Origin of the sequence: Sedimentibacter sp., assembly GCF_038562225.1 — a bacterium.
Lineage (GTDB): Bacteria > Bacillota > Clostridia > Tissierellales > Sedimentibacteraceae > Sedimentibacter.
On the sequence record NZ_JBCFAS010000001.1, the window covers coordinates 524,157 to 539,578 of the forward strand.

Here is a 15,422-nt window from a genome sequence, read left to right on the forward strand (position 1 = left end):
CTTTTTTTCCTATCTGTCGGATTCGTTTATATATTCCTTTAGCTCAAGTTCGACTATCTTGTTAAAGAGCTGCCTTCTGCTTATTTCCATAACATTGGCCGCATGAGTTATGTTGTTGCCGCATTTTTTCAGAACTCTTACTATGTATGACTTCTCGAAGTTTTGCTTTGCCTCCTTATAAGTGAGCGTTTCTTCATCTTCCCCATCGATTCTTGACTTTCTGGCTCCTGAACCGGCTTCTGACTTAAGAACACAACCGCTTGACAAAACCACGAGCCTTTCGATAATGTTCTTGAGTTCCCTGATGTTTCCCGGATAATTATAGTTTAGAAGAAATTTTTTTGTGTCATAATCTATAGCGGTAATACCCTTTCCTGTCTCTCTGTTGAAGCGGTTGACAAAAAAGTTTATTAGGTCTTCTAAATCCTCCCTGCGCTCCCTAAGAGGCGGAACTTCAATTTCTATGGTATTGATCCTGTAATACAGGTCTTCCCTGAATCTTCCGGATTCAACAGCCTTGACCAGATTCTTGTTTGTTGCCGACACAAGCCGGAAGTCCACATCAATGAGCCTGTTTGAACCTATTCTTTCTATTCTTTTAGTTTCAAGAACTCTTAACAGCTTCACCTGGGTACCTTCATCCATGTCCCCTATCTCATCGAGAAAAATTGTTCCGCCGTTAGCTTCCTCCAGGTGACCGATTCTCTTTGAGGTAGCACCTGTAAAGGCTCCCTTTTCATGCCCGAACAGCTCGGATTCAATGAGACTGCTTGAAAAATACCTGCAGTTGATGGGAATGAAGGGCATGTTTGCCCTGCTGCTTCTGCCGTGTATGAGCTGAGCCACGATTTCCTTGCCCACTCCAGATTCTCCCGTTATCAATACGTTTGAATTGCTGGCAGCAACCAGGTTCACCATTTCAAAAACCTTCTGCATCTTTTCATTTTTGCTGATGCAGAGGTACTTGCCCATTTCATTGTCCTTGTTGATCTTACTTGTGTTTTGAAGTGAAAATATTTTCTGAACCTTTTCTATTTCAATGATGAGCTCCTCAGGATTGTGGCTTTTTATGAAGTATCCGAACGCACCTATTTTCATTGTCTGCACAGCAGTTTCAATGCTGCCGTATCCTGTCACCATTATAACTTCTACATTCTTTTCATATATTTCTTTGACTTCCTTTAGAAAACTCACTCCGTCCTTGCCGGGCATCATTATGTCCGTAATAATCAGAGGATAAAATTCCTTTTCCATCATGGCAAGGGCATCTTTTGCTGATGATGCAGCATCTATGCAGTATCCTTTTCTTGTCAGCAGCATCCTGTAAGTCTCTCTGTAATCATCATCATCATCCACAATCAATATTTTAAATAGTCCCGTCAATGTCTGCATTCCTTTCCATAGGTATTGTTATTTCAAATGTTGTCCCCTGTCCGACTTTGCTGCTAACCTGTATTTTTCCGCCTATTTTCTCCACTTCAGAATATACGATGAAAAGTCCCAGCCCGGTTCCCTTTCCAAGCTCCTTGGTGGTAAAGAACGGATTGAAGATGTTGCCCAGGTTCTCTTCTTCTATGCCGCAGCCAGTGTCCGAAACCCTGATAACAATGCTGTTATTCTCTATGTCTGCGCTTATATTAAGCTCTCCGCCTTCTTCCATGGCATCCACGGAATTTGATACAAGATTCAAAACAATGTGCTCTATGCTTTCTGCGCTTAAACGAAGCTCCTCCTGAATGCTGCTGACAAATGACACCTTAATGTTTTCTTTCTTTATTATATCATTGTGCATTTCTAAGATTTTTTCTATTGCTTTAGGCAGGTTAACCAGCTCTTTTTCATTACCTGACAGCCTTGAAAAGCTTAGTATATTTTCGATGATGGTTCCTGCCCTGTTGACGCTGGAGTCTATGAAATCCAGCGATTTGCTCATGGTCTCGTCTATCTTGTCGCAAAGCCGCAGAAGGTAGCTCTGAGTCCTTATTATTCCCAGAGGATTCCTTATTTCATGGGCCATGCCTGCAGCAAGCTGTCCAACTGCAATCATCTTGTTTGTCTGAAGCATCTGGTTGCGGCTGATCTTTTCTATGGTTATGTTCTTTATGGTTATCAGCACGGCGTTTTCAGCTCCTCTTAACAATTGGAAACTTATCTCATAGATTTCATTGCCGCACATGCATTCATTTTTTATGGTCTTTTGCCCCGAAAGGGTTTCTTCAACCATGCAGCCGGAACAGTCCTCACAGAACCTGTCCAGATATCCGGTGCAGTCCTCTCCTTCAATAAGCTCACGGCTAAGACCTAAAAAGTCTATGAAGCTTTTGTTGGCATTCAATATTTTTTTGTTTTCGTCAACAACCACCATGTATTCCGTTATACCGTCAAAGATAGTCCTAAGTTCGTTTCTGTTAGCTTCAAGCTCGCTTGTCCTTTTTTTAACCTGCCGCTTCAAGGACATGTTGTTCAGCAGAATCACGGTAAACACAATCAGTGCTGCGGCAACCGAGAGGATTATGTTGTCTACAAGCTCTGCATCAGTCCTGTTTGTAATGAGAGGTGTGGATATTCCAAACCATTTTTGCTGTATCTTCTCAAGCTGCCCTTTCTTGTTTATCTGCCCTATGGCCTTGTTAAGTATTGAAACAAGCTCCGGCTTGGTCTTGGCAACAGCCAGCACCACTTCCTCCTCGTATATTACCTGAATGTTGTATTCGGAATTGTTGTTTTGCCCCCGTTCCACAAGAAGGTATGTAATCAGAGGTTCATCTCCGACTACAGCATCCACGGTTCCTTCCATGAACAAGTCAAGGCCTTCCTCGACGTTTCGGGTATAGACCAGATTTGCCTGTGGATAGTGCTCCTCAAGATAAGTATTGGCGTAATCGCCCTTCTCGGTTGCAATTGTCATGGAGCTGATGCCTTTATTTTCAGTACCTGCTGTCATTCTTGCCAGCAGCACGGTTCTCAGGTTGTAAATTGGATCGGTGAACAGATAATACCTGCTCCTTTCCTCATTTACAAACATGTCGCATATATGAGTTTCACCTGACTTAAGGGACTCAAGGGCGTCTTCCCACTTCATGGGAACCGTCTGAATGTCCACTCCAAGCTCAAGGGACAGCTGATTCATGTAATCCACAACCACACCTTTGTACTGGTTGTCTTTATCATCCACAAAGCGAAGAGGCGGCGCATTTTCATTGGCTGCATATACTATGGAGTCCTGTTCGTTAAGCCATTGGATTTCATTTTGCGTCAGGTACTGCCTGTTGCCCATTTCATATTTTATGAAAAGAACTGCCACTGCCAGGGCAAAAATAACAGTCGCGTTATAAACATTGATTTTTCTGCTCATGTATTATTCAAAAACCTTCCCTATGTAGTCGCTGATCACAAGATTTGCCCTTCGGTCATAGGAAGTTGAAGACTTGTTTATGAGAACAAGCTTTTTTCCCTTGTAGTAATTGATAAGCCCTGCAGCAGGGTACACCACCAGCGATGTTCCCCCCACGATGAGCATGTCTGCGTTTTCAATGTATTCAACGGACTTGTCCAGTATGTGTGCGTCAAGGCTCTCCTCGTAAAGAACAACGTCAGGCTTTATGGTTCCTCCGCATTGGCACATAGGAACCGAGCCGCCGTTTAACACTGCTTCAAGACCATAAAACCTGCCGCACTTCATGCAGTAGTTTCTGTGGACAGAACCATGCAGTTCAAGCACATTCCTGCTTCCTGCAGCCTGATGGAGCCCGTCGATATTCTGGGTTATGACAGCCTTCAGTCTTCCTTCCTGTTCAAGCTGGGCGAGCCTTTTATGTGCGTTGTTGGGCTTTGCATGTTCAAATATCATCCTGTTTTTGTAGAAATCAAAAAATTCCGACGGGTTTCTCATGAAAAAGCTGTGAGAAATTATAGTCTCCGGGGGATATTTGTACTTTTGAGAATAAAGTCCGTCGACACTTCGAAAGTCCGGTATGCCGCTTTCTGTAGAAACACCTGCTCCTCCGAAAAAAACTATGTTTTCGCTCGAATCGATTAATTCTTTAAGTTCAGGATTCATAGATCCTCCTTCTTTCTTATTGCATAATACTCCATGGTGTATCTTTCTTCAAAGCCGCAGCTCTTGTAAAGATTCAACGCATTGCTGTTGTCCGTCAGCACCTGAAGGAAAATTTCTCCCGCTTTGTTCTTTTTCAGTTCCTCTATGGCCATTGTAAGTATTTCACGGCCGTAACCTTTTCCTCTGAATTCTGGCAAAACACCGAGTCCGAAAATTCCACCCCGTCCGTTGTTCAGTTCTGTTCTTACCTTTCCCACCGAAGTTGAGTTTTCTTCTGCAATATATGTAATATTACTGTAGCTTCCGTCTGTTGTTTCCACATTGTCTTCCTCAGTGAATTCCATATTGAAATATATGAGGTTTTGCCTGGCGGCTTCCTCTGCATCATCAGCGGTTGACTTTCTCAGTCTTACAGTGTTCAGCCTGCGTTTTATGTCTTTGTCCATGTTTAAAACCATGTCATATTCTGAATGGTTGTATGATGCCCCTGTGCTTTTTATGAAATTTGTTCCCGCCTGCGAATTTTTGTCTGTCAGAAGGAGCATGGTGCTGCTGTTTCTGTTTTGCCATTCAGCACTTGCAAGCGAGAAAAGCTTACTGAACACTCCTTTTCTTCTGTAATCAGGATGCACCATTCCGTTTAGTTCAATCTCGCTTCCTCCGAAGTCGCATATTCCCAGATATCCTACAAGAATCCCTTCTTCACGAAACATAAATTCATTTATGTAAACTTTTTCCATAGCCTTAGGACTGGAAACGCTTAACTTATAATCAAGCTCCAGCTTCAGTGACGTTTCATCGTGCCTGATGCAGATTTCTTCCAGCTTCTTAATTGCATCATAGTCATTTTTGTCCAGTCTGGTCTTAAGCAAAATTTCCGGATTTTTAATTTCACTCATCATATTCCCCCCATAGCCGTTTTTTCTTATTGTACTATTTTTTCTTAAACTTCTCAATATATTTATAAACCCATCAAACATTAAAATGATAAGCGCTGGCTGAAAAGCATCTGAGTCCGCATAACATTTTAATTATAAAAACCGCTCCTTATGTAGCGGTTATTTTATTTCATTCATAGATGTTGACAGTCCTGTTCCCGACCATTTCCATGTTCAGGTATTCCTCATGCTTTTTCGGAATTGTTACCACGTTTGGATTACCGTCGCTGATGAACCTCTCTCTTTTGTTTTCTTCAAACTGACTGAAGTAATCGTACATGCCGCAGTTGTCCACTTTTGTTTCGCTGGCCGTAACCCTGTAGAGGCTCTTGAAGTTGTTCATGGAGTCAAAGGGTGAAAATGCCGGCCTCCAGCCCACATCAAGCACCGCAGTCATCTTGTACTTGATGTTTTCATATTGCCCTTCAAGCATACTGCTTACATATTCATCTTTCGGATTGCTTCCGTGGGGCAGCGCCAGAGTTTCTACATCATAATCAGGAACCAGTCTGTTAATGATGTTGTTCACTGCTCCTATTTCCTTTTGTATTTCAGTACTTTCCAAAAGTTCGAGCTTGTTGTGGCTGTAGGTATGATTACCGATGTCATAACCGTTATCAACCAAAAACCTTAGCTTTTCCTCTTCGTATTCCTTCTGCCCGAAAATGTTTGTGCCCAGAAAGAAGCTTGCAGTCACATCAAAATCGGGATACTTTTCCCTGAACTCCTGAAGTATGCCTACGGCGCAATCCGGATCTATGACCAGTTTTCCGTTTTCTTCGATGTAGTTGAAGTTGTTCTGTCTGCCGTCGTCAAAAGTGAGGATAATCGGTGTGTACCCGGCTCTTGTGCTTATTTCTCCCATGGCATAGTCATTAAGGCTTATCATCTGATACTTGTTCTGATACATGTACTCCAGGTCCTTGCGAAAATTTTCAGGCGTCCTCTGCCAGTCGCTTTCTTGGTCACCGATGCCGTGATACATAAGAATCATTACTTCGCCAAGCTCATTGGGCTTTAAGGACAAATCAATTTGGAAAACAGGATCTTGTGCTTCTTCAGCGCTGTTTTCGTTTTCACCGTCAGTATCTTCATTGTTTGTTTCATCTTCGACAGGCTCTTCATTATCCGTATCCGGCTGTACCGGCTCCTGCTGAACTACAGCGGTTGATTGCGGAACCTCTCCTCCCACCTTTGAACATGATGATAAAAGCATTGATGCTGCTATGGCAGCAATCAGAAATTTTGTTTTCATGACGTACCCCTTATAAGTATATATTCTATCTTATAACATAAGCGGGATAAAGTCCACATGAAGAATTTTCATTTTTTATGTTGTTATTGATTTATAATTTGTTATAATAGTAATAGTTTGATCAAGAATTACAATATGTGTTCATGGAGGACGAAATTGAGTAACAGTAACAAAATTGCACAGGATAAACTGAAACTCTTGTACATGCTAAACTACATAAATATGCCGCTAACAAACATTGAGCTTACCAATTATATTTTGGACCACAACATCATGGATTATTTTACCTTGCAGCAGCTGTTGTCAGATTTGTGTGATTCCAAGTTTATAGTTCTTAACTCAAGAAACGGCAATGAGTACTACTCCATATCGGAGGCAGGAATCGCAGCCCTTGACATGTTCGGTGACAAACTTCCCATCTATTTTATAAACGAAGTGGAAGAAAATTTTTCATTTCTAAAAAAACAAATAAAGAGGCAGAGGGAATTGCTTGGGCACTACTATAAAAGAACAGATGATGAATACATAGTGACGCTTCAGGTCATGGAAAATGAATCCATCATTTTCAGCCTGAGCATTAATGTTCCTGCGGAAAACCTTGCTAAGAACATATGCAAAAAATGGGATTCAAATCCTGAGGAAATATTCGGCAGCATTATCAACACACTTACGTCTGACTTTAAATGACCTTGATGCAGGAAGGAACGAAATTTAAGTCAACTATATTTTCAACAGTCAAGTTATCCTTTGAAACGGCTGCAATCTGTCTTTTTTTCGAGTTTGTCACATAAATGTACTTTTCGCCCAAGTCAAGACTTTCCGGATAGCCGCCCAGAAAAATCTTATTGATTATTTTCTTGCTGTTCATGTCTATGACATACATGCTTTTGTCTACTATGTTCAAAACATAAAGAGTGTTTTTATTTTCATCCAGAGCCATGTCAGATGCAAGACCGTCTATCTCCGCAACATGAGAAAGCTTACTGGCTGCTGTGTCTATAAAGTTAATTTTCGTATGTACGTTTCCGTTGACAAAGTATGTCATCACAATAAGACTGTCTCCCTGTAGGCTAAGGTGCATTGGTTTGCCGTCAGTCTCGAATCTTCTGGTTTTTTCATTTTCCAGACTGTATTCAATCACCATGTTTTCTTCGTAGCATGATGTGTAAAGAATTTTTTTTTCTTCATCTGCTATGACATCGTGCGTTTTTATGCCGGCAGGTATGGATTCTGTCAACATGAAGCAGGACAAATCAATAACAGAAATGTTGTCAGACTCAAAATTTGCCACATACATGCTTTCGCCGAGTATGCACATATGGCGCGGGTCCCTGCCTGCGGTTGTTTCCATAAATTCACCGTTTAAGCTGTTATAACCGTAAATTTTGTTATTGAACGAATCCGCAAGATAAACACTGCCGTCTTTGCATATCATGCTGTGTACGGCGCATTTCCCGGCTTCTCCAAGGTCAAGGGCTCTTTTTACCACATAGTCGTCATCCGAAAGCTCCATGATAAAAAGCATGAGACGCCCGTTGCTGTTTCCTGTTGCAGCTATTTTTTCATCACATACCAAAGCTATCACCTCCATACAGTTTATGAACCACATACAAATAAGTGAATATACAATTAAAATATGTTTCATTTCATCTATTTTGGGTATCAATATATTAAATATTAAACTTATCAAAAAGGAGACAATTTATGTTAAATGAAAATGTAGCAAGTTTAATCAACCAACAAATAAACAAAGAATTCTATTCTGCATATCTGTATCTTGATATGTCTAATTACTATATTGAATCAGGCCTTGACGGTTTTGGAAACTGGTTTAAGGTTCAGGCACAGGAAGAGCGCGATCATGCAATGCTGTTTTTGCAGTACCTGCAAAACAACGGAGAAAAGGTGACCCTGGGAGAAATTACGGCTCCAAACATTCCATTCACCAGCTTCTTGTCACCCCTTCAGGAATCCCTGAAGCACGAACAGTTTGTGACAGCTTCAATTAACAACATCTATGATGAAGCATCCAGGATTAAAGATTACAGAACAATGCAGTTCTTAGACTGGTTCATCAAGGAACAGGGCGAAGAGGAAAAGAATGCGGAGGATTTGATTTTGAAGTACAATGTTTTCGGTACGGATGCAAAGGGGCTTTACATGCTGAACTCCGAACTTGGAACAAGGGTTTACGCTCCTCCGTCACTGGTTCTGTAGATAATGAGTAAGTAAGATAGTGAGATCGTGCGCTTCATTTGAGCGCACTTTTTTATTTCATGCCGTAGCAGCTTGGAGCTACAGTTACTCCTTGCCGGTATGGAATAAGAAATTCCGGTATTCCTGCTGCATAAGGAGCTATTTCGTACTCCTGAAAATAAATTACTATTCCCTCGGGCTTGAGGTAGAAGCTGCTTACGCACAGGTACTTAGCCACATTTTCAATATGATTGTCAAAATATATATGTTCATCTTCAAGATTCGCCTGTATCTGATCCCCTATGCTGCTTCTCAAATAGTCCAGCATATTGAATCCATGATTCACAAACATGTCGCACAGGTATATTTCCTTTCCGTCATTTAAATCCCAAGTGTCGGAAGTCCTGACTGTCTGTCCGTGGGCTCCGCCTGTATAGACGTATTTGTCGTAATAAAGGCTAAAGGCACAGTCTTGATTAAAGGTTATTTCAGGAATGTAGTACACTTCAAAGGTTCTTACTGGTATATTTCTCCTAACTGAATAAATGTAGTAGTTTGCTGCTATTGCGAAATAAATATCTTTGCTTTCCTTTAGCACATCCCAAGCTCTTTTTTTGTATATATTGTTAAGTCTGTTTAGGACTCTCTGGAATCTATGGTCGTATAACTGCGGATACTCCACCCTATAATGGAGCAGCAGCTGTTTCTCGAAGTACAGATTGTCCTCCAGGCATATTATTTTTACTTGAACAGATTTCATATAAAATCCTCCTTTGTATTAGAATATGCCATAAAAATATCCAAGTGAAACTCTTAGGGAAATATGTAAGGTAATTTCTGCGGATGATTGCCTCAAAAAGTGCTGCAAACGTAAAAAAAGATTGTGCTTTTCACACAATCTTTTACTTGATTCTATAACCGCCAGCTAAAACATCGAGCGTTTTTCTGTCAATATCCTTATGGCGTCCTCGTATCCTTTTTCTATCATCCACATTATTCTGTCAGAGCTTGCTTCTAATGTACTGCTTAAAAACTCATCAGGTGCTATGTCGATTATCTGGGAACCTTTAAACCCGCTGTAGTCATAAATTTCGGGTCTTAACCTGATCGCTACAATAACATCACAGCCCTTTTCCACTGCCATTTCTACAGGCAGCTTTAAAAACATGCTGCCGTCAAGATAGTACTTTCCGTCAATTGGCCTGGGGGTAAACACAGGCAGATAGCAGCTTGCAAAAACAAATTCGTGAAGCAGGCCCTGGGGTATATCCTCCTTGAACAGTTTCAAGGGCTTTCTATCTGTAAGGCAATAGGTGGTGAGTCCATATTCTATTTTTGAACCGCGCATTTTATCTTCACGCACCACTTCCCTGTAAAAATCAAATAAAGGTTCAGGATCCTTTCCTGTGCTGCTTAAATAGCTCTTTTCAAACTTATCTATATTTTTGGTAATCTTTTCAAAGATGTCAGAAGACGTCTTGCTTTTCTTCCTGTTGTCAGAATATGAAAAATCTATCTTTTTCCAAAGTTCAGCGCTGTTTTCATAATCCTTAAGCACGTAGGAAATACCGTTCAGAGCTCCGATTGATGTGCCCACCACGCAGTCATATTCAATTTCCAGCTCCATCAGTGCCTTTAAGACCCCTATCTGGTAAGCACCTTTGGCTCCCCCTCCCTCTAACGCAATTCCTACTTTTTTCTTGCTGTTCATGAATTTCTCCTATTGTTTTATTTCATCATGCATTGGGAATGCATACTCTTGTTCCGGAAATAAGGAAATTGGCAGGTCTAAGGTTCGGATTGGCAATCAAAAGCGCCGATGGCGACATGTTGTAGCTCATGGCAACAGTTGAAAGGCTGTCTCCCGGTTTTATTACATACTCCCTGGCATTTTCCGGATCGCATTCCATGTAATTTTCCGGAGGAATGCAAAGATCCGTTCCCGGAACGATAATGTTTGGATTAAATTCCGCATTTGCTTCACGAAGTTCGTTAAGGCTTACGTTGTAACTTATCAAGATGTCGCTTAATCTTGTTCCCTCCTGAATCTGAACAACCGTTCCAAAAGGACAGCCTGCAGGCACGTTTGGAATGCAGATTTCCTGGCCAACCTTCAGGTCGTACGGATTTGCTTCCGGGTTAGCTTCAAGGAGCAGATTCAATGGAATACGGTATCTCAGTGCAATACTGTAGAAGCTGTCGCCTTCCACAATTGTATAGTATGCTCCGTTTACGCAGGAAGGTCTTTCAGGTACCCTTGGAACACAGATTGACATTCCTTCCGTCAGTGTCCTCAGCCTCAATGTAGGATTAAGCTCAATCAGACCAACCAGATTTGTACCAAATCTTGCTGCTATGGAATTCAAGGTATCCCCGGGTCGAACTTCATAAGGCATGGTATATCTATTGGGACACAAATTTTGATTTTGTCTATAAATCATTATATAATCACCTCATAATATAATTTGTTAATTTATAATATTCATGAGGCATTGAATGTTTCTAAATGTTATAGGGAAAATTTATCCCTTTCTCTGACTGCAAGCTTGTCGCAGCGTTCATTGTAATGGTGACCGTTGTGTCCCAGCACATGGACGAATGTGACTTTGTGAATGCTTAAAGCCTGAAGCAGCCTCTGCCAGAGTTCCTTGTTCAGAACCGGTTTTCCGTCTGATTTTTTCCAGTTTTTTTTCTGCCAGGACTCAATCCATCCTTTGTTGAAAGCATCAGTGACATATTTCGAGTCTGTTGTTACGGTAACGTCACAGGGTTCCTTTAAGGCTTCAAGCCCTGCTATTACGCCCATTAGCTCCATTCTGTTGTTTGTTGTGCTTTGTTCTCCACCACAAAGTTCCGCTTCCCTGCCGTTGTACTCAAGTATGACCCCGTAACCTCCGGGACCCGGATTACCGCTGCAGGCACCGTCTGAGTAGATGTTGACTTTTTTCATTGCTGCTCCGCCTTCTGTTTTATGAGCATCACCCTCAATATTCCATAGTGCTCTTCAAGCTCCCTGAGCTGGTCCTCGTTGACTTCGCCCACAACATCTATGATGTTGCATGCGTAATCGCCCCTGCTCTTGTTAACCATTCCTATGATGTTCACATTGTTGCTTGCAAGAGCGGTTGTAATCTTACCGATCATGTTCGGGATGTTCTTGTTCAGAACAACAATCCTGTCAGTTCCAGGATACCTGTCCATGGAACAGTCAGGGAAATTTACTGAATTGGCGATGTTGCCTCTTTCAAGGAATTCAGTCAACTGTGTAACAGCCATTTCAGCGCAGTTTTCCTCAGCCTCGAATGTGGAGCCTCCCAGGTGGGGTATACACACAACATTCTTCGTGCTCAGCAGTTTTTCGTTTGGAAGGTCGGAAACGTGGTATCCCACCTTGCCGCTTTCCAATGCTTCTATGAGATCATCCTCGTTGATGATACCTGATCTGGCCAGGTTCAGAATCTTTACGCCGTCCTTCATCATCTTGATGTTATCTTTGTTTATATAATTCTTTGTTTCGTTGCCGTACGGAACATGCAGCGTTATGTAATCGCTCCTTCTGTAAAGCTCATTTATATCGCTTGTGTACTGCACATCCCATGAAAGTCCCAGTGCATTCTTCACGGAAATGTAAGGGTCGTATCCGATTACTTCCATTCCAAGCTTTATTCCCAGGTTAGCCACAAGATGTCCCACATTGCCAAGACCTATGACACCAAGTGTCTTTCCCTTCAGCTCCGGTCCCACGAACTTCGCCTTTCCTCTTTCTACAGACTCAACCACATCCTTGTCTATGTTTTTTGTCCAATCGATTGAGTCGATAACTTTTCTCGAGCTTATGAGAAGAGCCAGGAATGTAAGTTCGCAAACAGCGTTTGAATTTGCTCCCGGAGAATTAAAAACTACAATTCCTTCTTCTGCGCATCTATCCACCGGTATGTTGTTTACTCCGGCGCCGGACCTGGCTATGGCCTTTAGTTGCCTTGAAAACTTCATGTCGTGAATGTCCATGCTTCGCATTACTATTCCGTCTGCTTCGCTTGTTTCCTGTTCAATTATATCATACTTATCCTGAGAGAATAAGTTCATCACATCCTTTGGAATTTTACAAAAAAGTGCTACTTTATTCATTTTTCATCCTCCTTGTTCTACGTTATTAAAGCTTAGTATACAACCGGCACAGGCGAAAATCAAGTAAAAAGTTTGAATTTAGAAGCAATAAAATAAATATAGGTATAATTTTAAAAGGCCAAATGGCTAGCCATTTGGCCTTAAAATAAGTACATGGTTTATCTGCAGCAGCCTCTTCCGAATCCATTGCCGCAAAGCAGGAAGTAAATAACTCCCAATATAATCAGCCATTCAATCCAGTCATTGTCAGGGCCTATGCGGTCGCAGCATCCGAAATTTGTTGCCTTTACTTCATCTGACATATATTTCACCTCTTTGATTTATTAACAGTTACCTGTTTTCTATCAATATATGTCATTACCTCCATTGTGTGATTAATATGGCGCTTAAGAATTTACAGAATTTCCAAAGTGGAATAAGCCTTCTCCACCAGTTCCTCCACATTCAATTTGCTTTCTGACCTCTGAATGGAATCCAGCCTTGGATTTATAAGAGGATGCTTGGGAGCAAACACAGAGCAGCAATCGTCGTATGGAAGAATTGAAGTTTCAAATGTTCCTATTTCTCTTGATATCTCCATTATTTCCGTCTTGTCCATGCCTACCAGTGGTTTTAAAATCGGCATGTCTATGGCATTTTCAATTACCGCCATGGATTTCATGGTCTGGCTTGCAACCTGCCCAAGGCTTTCTCCTGTAATAAGCATATCCATGTTGTTTTCATGGGCTATTTTTTCGGCTATGCGCATCATGAACCGCCTTGCCAGGATTGTTGTCTCGTCTTCCCTGCAGAATTCCTTAATTGATTTGTGAACTTCCAGAATGTTTATTGAAAACAGCTTGAACTTACCGCAATATTCTTCGAGAATCTCCTTAAGCTTCTTTACTTTCTCGTTGGCTCTTTCGGAGGTGAAAGGATAGGTGTGAAAGTACAAAGCGTTTATTTCAACGCCTCTTTTGGCTATCATGTATCCTGCCACGGGACTGTCTATGCCGCCTGAAAGCAGAAGAAGCGCCCTGCCGCCTGAGCCTATTGGAAGGCCGCCTGCAGTCTTTATCTTTTCAGAGGAGATGTAGCAGTTTTTCTTTATGTCTATGTAAATTTCAACATCCGGATTGTGAACGTCCACTTTCACGCTTTGAAACTGCGCCAGAATTTTTCCGCCCACTTCCGCACTGAAGTCCATGGAACTGATGGGGAAATTTTTATCGCTTCTTTTTGTATTTACCTTAAATGTTTTTATGTCTTGCTTTTCTGTTAAGTATTTGAACAGCTCAATGGTTTTCTCGATTATTGTTTCCGGATCGGTTGTAGTCTTTATGGAAGGGCTTATTGCCACAATGCCGAAAACCTTTCTTGTTTTTTCGATTATGTTGTCCATGTCTTCAAGGTGAGGTGTCTCTATGAACACCTTTCCAAACTCCTTGTACACTACAACGTCTTTGTATTCCTTCAATGCAAACTTTATCTGTTCTATGAGCTTGTGCTCGAATGATCCTCTGTTCTTTCCCTTCAGGAATATTTCCCCGAAACTTACCGCTACTATATTGTACATGTTTTATCCTTTCTACAACTTCATTATTTTTCTTATGTCTGTAACTGAATCCTTCAGATTTTGTATCACATAATCCACTTCACCCAGGTGGTTAAAGTGTCCAAGGCTTATGCGTATGGTGCCGTCCACATATTCTTCCTGAAGACCTATGGCATCAAGAATTCTGCTGGACTTTGACTTTGAGGAGCAGGCAGAGCCTGTGGACACATATATTCCTTTCATTTCAAGGTAGTGAACCAGTACCTCTCCCCTGACATTTTTAAACGATACGCTCAAAATATGCTGTGCACCGTCATCATCCAGGGGACTGTTGATTTTTACATGTTCTATTTCTTCGGCTATTCTTTGTGCATAAATGTTTTTAAGTTCTTTCAGCCTTTTTGCCTCTTCATGAAAGTTTTTTTCCACTATTTCGCAGGCCTTTCCAAAACCTGCAATTCCCGGCGTGTTCTCTGTTCCGGGCCTTATGTTTCTCTCCTGTCCGCCTCCTATTGTTGTTGGGCTGATTTTCAAGCCAGATCTTATGTAAAGTCCTCCTACGCCCTTTGGCCCGTGGATTTTGTGGCTGCTGAAGGCTATGGTGTCTGCTTTAATTTTCTTTGTGTCTATTTTTATTTTACCATAGGATTGTACGGCATCAACATGAAATTTCGCATTCCTGTTTTTATTTTTGACTATGCTTCCTATTTCTTCGATGTCCTGAATTATTCCAAGTTCGTTGTTTACGTGCATTATACAAACCATGGCAGTATTTTCATCAACCATTTCCGTTAAGCTTTCAACATTGGCCTTTCCCAAAGAATCCAGATTTACATACCTTACTTCAAACTTGTCCTTCAGATGAGTGAACACATTGTACACGGAAGGATGCTCTATTTGAGTAGTCACCACATTTTTGTTTTCACCCGCACCGTTTAGAATCCCAAATATTGCTATGTTGTTGCTTTCTGTTCCGCCGCCGGTGAAGAAAATCTCCTCAGGTCTGGCATTTATGACTGAGGCTGCACTTTTCCTGGCTTCCTGAATTTTTTTCTCTGTGTTCAGCCCCATTCTGTGGACAGATGAAGGGTTTCCATAACATTCGACGCTCATGTATCTTACTTCATCCATCACTTCGTCCAGCACCCTGGTTGTGGCGCTGTTATCCAAATAAACTTCCATATTTACCTCTAGAATTATATAAAATATTTTTATTGATTGAGAAATTTGTAAAAAAAGCTTGCATAAGTTCTGTAGTTTTGCTATAATAGCAGTGGTTATCCCCCCCGATAACCGAAATATATTCCCAAT

At 41.4% G+C, this 15,422-nt stretch carries 16 protein-coding genes; 2 read left to right on the forward strand and 14 right to left on the reverse strand.

The features are described 5' to 3' along the window. Positions 1-9 precede the first annotated feature (9 nt). The 5 genes from AAGU76_RS02435 to AAGU76_RS02455 all read right to left on the reverse strand — a co-directional run bounded on the left by AAGU76_RS02435 (position 10) and on the right by AAGU76_RS02455 (position 6,253). On the reverse strand, positions 10-1,383 hold the full coding sequence (locus tag AAGU76_RS02435; protein WP_342483846.1) for a sigma-54 dependent transcriptional regulator: 1,374 nt from the start codon (positions 1,381-1,383) through the stop codon (positions 10-12). After that, entirely contained in the window at positions 1,367-3,355 is a 1,989-nt protein-coding gene (locus AAGU76_RS02440; RefSeq protein ID WP_342483847.1) for a transporter substrate-binding domain-containing protein, read from the reverse strand. The genes AAGU76_RS02435 and AAGU76_RS02440 overlap by 17 nt, the downstream gene beginning before the upstream one ends. A 3-nt stretch (positions 3,356-3,358) precedes the next feature. Continuing rightward, on the reverse strand, positions 3,359-4,060 hold the full coding sequence (locus AAGU76_RS02445) for an NAD-dependent protein deacylase (RefSeq protein WP_342483848.1): 702 nt from the start codon (positions 4,058-4,060) through the stop codon (positions 3,359-3,361). Further along, complete coding sequence (locus tag AAGU76_RS02450) at positions 4,057-4,959, reverse strand: GNAT family N-acetyltransferase (RefSeq protein ID WP_342483849.1); 903 nt, start codon at positions 4,957-4,959, stop codon at positions 4,057-4,059. Before AAGU76_RS02450 ends, AAGU76_RS02445 begins: the two co-directional genes overlap by 4 nt. A 169-nt stretch (positions 4,960-5,128) precedes the next feature. Then, positions 5,129-6,253 (reverse strand): polysaccharide deacetylase family protein, encoded by a 1,125-nt coding sequence (locus AAGU76_RS02455; protein WP_342483850.1) that lies wholly within the window; start codon positions 6,251-6,253, stop codon positions 5,129-5,131. A 156-nt stretch (positions 6,254-6,409) separates the two neighbouring features. Here AAGU76_RS02455 and AAGU76_RS02460 point away from each other — a divergent pair, with 156 nt between their 5' ends. Beyond that, positions 6,410-6,940 carry a DUF4364 family protein gene (locus tag AAGU76_RS02460; RefSeq protein WP_342483851.1) on the forward strand — a complete coding sequence of 177 codons (531 nt, stop codon included), beginning with the start codon at positions 6,410-6,412 and terminating at the stop codon, positions 6,938-6,940. Here AAGU76_RS02460 and AAGU76_RS02465 read toward each other — a convergent pair. Continuing rightward, on the reverse strand, positions 6,933-7,829 hold the full coding sequence (locus AAGU76_RS02465) for a hypothetical protein (RefSeq protein WP_342483852.1): 897 nt from the start codon (positions 7,827-7,829) through the stop codon (positions 6,933-6,935). The two genes, AAGU76_RS02460 and AAGU76_RS02465, sit on opposite strands and share 8 nt — an antisense overlap. Before the next feature lie 128 nt (positions 7,830-7,957). Between AAGU76_RS02465 and AAGU76_RS02470 the strand changes: the two genes are divergently transcribed. Further along, entirely contained in the window at positions 7,958-8,470 is a 513-nt protein-coding gene (locus AAGU76_RS02470) for a ferritin (RefSeq protein ID WP_342483853.1), read from the forward strand. 52 nt (positions 8,471-8,522) lie between these two features. On the opposite strand, the gene AAGU76_RS02475 is transcribed toward AAGU76_RS02470, so the two are convergent. The 8 genes from AAGU76_RS02475 to AAGU76_RS02510 form a co-directional block, all read right to left on the reverse strand. Beyond that, complete coding sequence (locus tag AAGU76_RS02475) at positions 8,523-9,209, reverse strand: DUF3298 and DUF4163 domain-containing protein (protein WP_342483854.1); 687 nt, start codon at positions 9,207-9,209, stop codon at positions 8,523-8,525. Between the two features lie 165 nt (positions 9,210-9,374). After that, positions 9,375-10,160 carry a patatin-like phospholipase family protein gene (locus tag AAGU76_RS02480; protein WP_342483855.1) on the reverse strand — a complete coding sequence of 262 codons (786 nt, stop codon included), beginning with the start codon at positions 10,158-10,160 and terminating at the stop codon, positions 9,375-9,377. 25 nt (positions 10,161-10,185) lie between these two features. Further along, complete coding sequence (locus AAGU76_RS02485) at positions 10,186-10,890, reverse strand: LysM domain-containing protein (RefSeq protein WP_342483856.1); 705 nt, start codon at positions 10,888-10,890, stop codon at positions 10,186-10,188. Between the two features lie 68 nt (positions 10,891-10,958). Beyond that, positions 10,959-11,399: a ribonuclease HI gene (gene rnhA, locus AAGU76_RS02490; RefSeq protein ID WP_342483857.1), complete on the reverse strand. Its 441-nt coding sequence runs from the start codon at positions 11,397-11,399 to the stop codon at positions 10,959-10,961. Beyond that, positions 11,396-12,577, reverse strand: a complete 1,182-nt coding sequence (locus AAGU76_RS02495) for a 3-phosphoglycerate dehydrogenase family protein (protein WP_342483858.1) — start codon at positions 12,575-12,577, stop codon at positions 11,396-11,398. Before AAGU76_RS02495 ends, rnhA begins: the two co-directional genes overlap by 4 nt. 158 nt (positions 12,578-12,735) lie before the next feature. Next, positions 12,736-12,879 carry a hypothetical protein gene (locus AAGU76_RS02500; protein WP_342483859.1) on the reverse strand — a complete coding sequence of 48 codons (144 nt, stop codon included), beginning with the start codon at positions 12,877-12,879 and terminating at the stop codon, positions 12,736-12,738. Positions 12,880-12,971: 92 nt separating this feature from the next. Next, positions 12,972-14,132 (reverse strand): tRNA uracil 4-sulfurtransferase ThiI, encoded by a 1,161-nt coding sequence (thiI, locus tag AAGU76_RS02505; RefSeq protein ID WP_342483860.1) that lies wholly within the window; start codon positions 14,130-14,132, stop codon positions 12,972-12,974. Positions 14,133-14,144: 12 nt separating this feature from the next. After that, on the reverse strand, positions 14,145-15,293 hold the full coding sequence (locus AAGU76_RS02510) for a cysteine desulfurase family protein (protein WP_342483861.1): 1,149 nt from the start codon (positions 15,291-15,293) through the stop codon (positions 14,145-14,147). Positions 15,294-15,422: the final 129 nt, after the last annotated feature.

Bases quoted from the DNA above. Each gene is read 5' to 3' on its own strand.
- AAGU76_RS02440 (WP_342483847.1), bottom strand. From the start codon at position 3,355: ATGAGCAGAAAAATCAATGTTTATAACGCGACTGTTATTTTTGCCCTG.
- AAGU76_RS02445 (WP_342483848.1), bottom strand. From the start codon at position 4,060: ATGAATCCTGAACTTAAAGAATTAATCGATTCGAGCGAAAACATAGTT.
- AAGU76_RS02450 (WP_342483849.1), bottom strand. From the start codon at position 4,959: ATGAGTGAAATTAAAAATCCGGAAATTTTGCTTAAGACCAGACTGGAC.
- AAGU76_RS02455 (WP_342483850.1), bottom strand. From the start codon at position 6,253: ATGAAAACAAAATTTCTGATTGCTGCCATAGCAGCATCAATGCTTTTA.
- AAGU76_RS02470 (WP_342483853.1), top strand. From the start codon at position 7,958: ATGTTAAATGAAAATGTAGCAAGTTTAATCAACCAACAAATAAACAAA.
- AAGU76_RS02475 (WP_342483854.1), bottom strand. From the start codon at position 9,209: ATGAAATCTGTTCAAGTAAAAATAATATGCCTGGAGGACAATCTGTAC.
- AAGU76_RS02480 (WP_342483855.1), bottom strand. From the start codon at position 10,160: ATGAACAGCAAGAAAAAAGTAGGAATTGCGTTAGAGGGAGGGGGAGCC.
- AAGU76_RS02485 (WP_342483856.1), bottom strand. From the start codon at position 10,890: ATGATTTATAGACAAAATCAAAATTTGTGTCCCAATAGATATACCATG.
- rnhA (WP_342483857.1), bottom strand. From the start codon at position 11,399: ATGAAAAAAGTCAACATCTACTCAGACGGTGCCTGCAGCGGTAATCCG.
- AAGU76_RS02495 (WP_342483858.1), bottom strand. From the start codon at position 12,577: ATGAATAAAGTAGCACTTTTTTGTAAAATTCCAAAGGATGTGATGAAC.
- AAGU76_RS02500 (WP_342483859.1), bottom strand. From the start codon at position 12,879: ATGTCAGATGAAGTAAAGGCAACAAATTTCGGATGCTGCGACCGCATA.
- thiI (WP_342483860.1), bottom strand. From the start codon at position 14,132: ATGTACAATATAGTAGCGGTAAGTTTCGGGGAAATATTCCTGAAGGGA.
- AAGU76_RS02510 (WP_342483861.1), bottom strand. From the start codon at position 15,293: ATGGAAGTTTATTTGGATAACAGCGCCACAACCAGGGTGCTGGACGAA.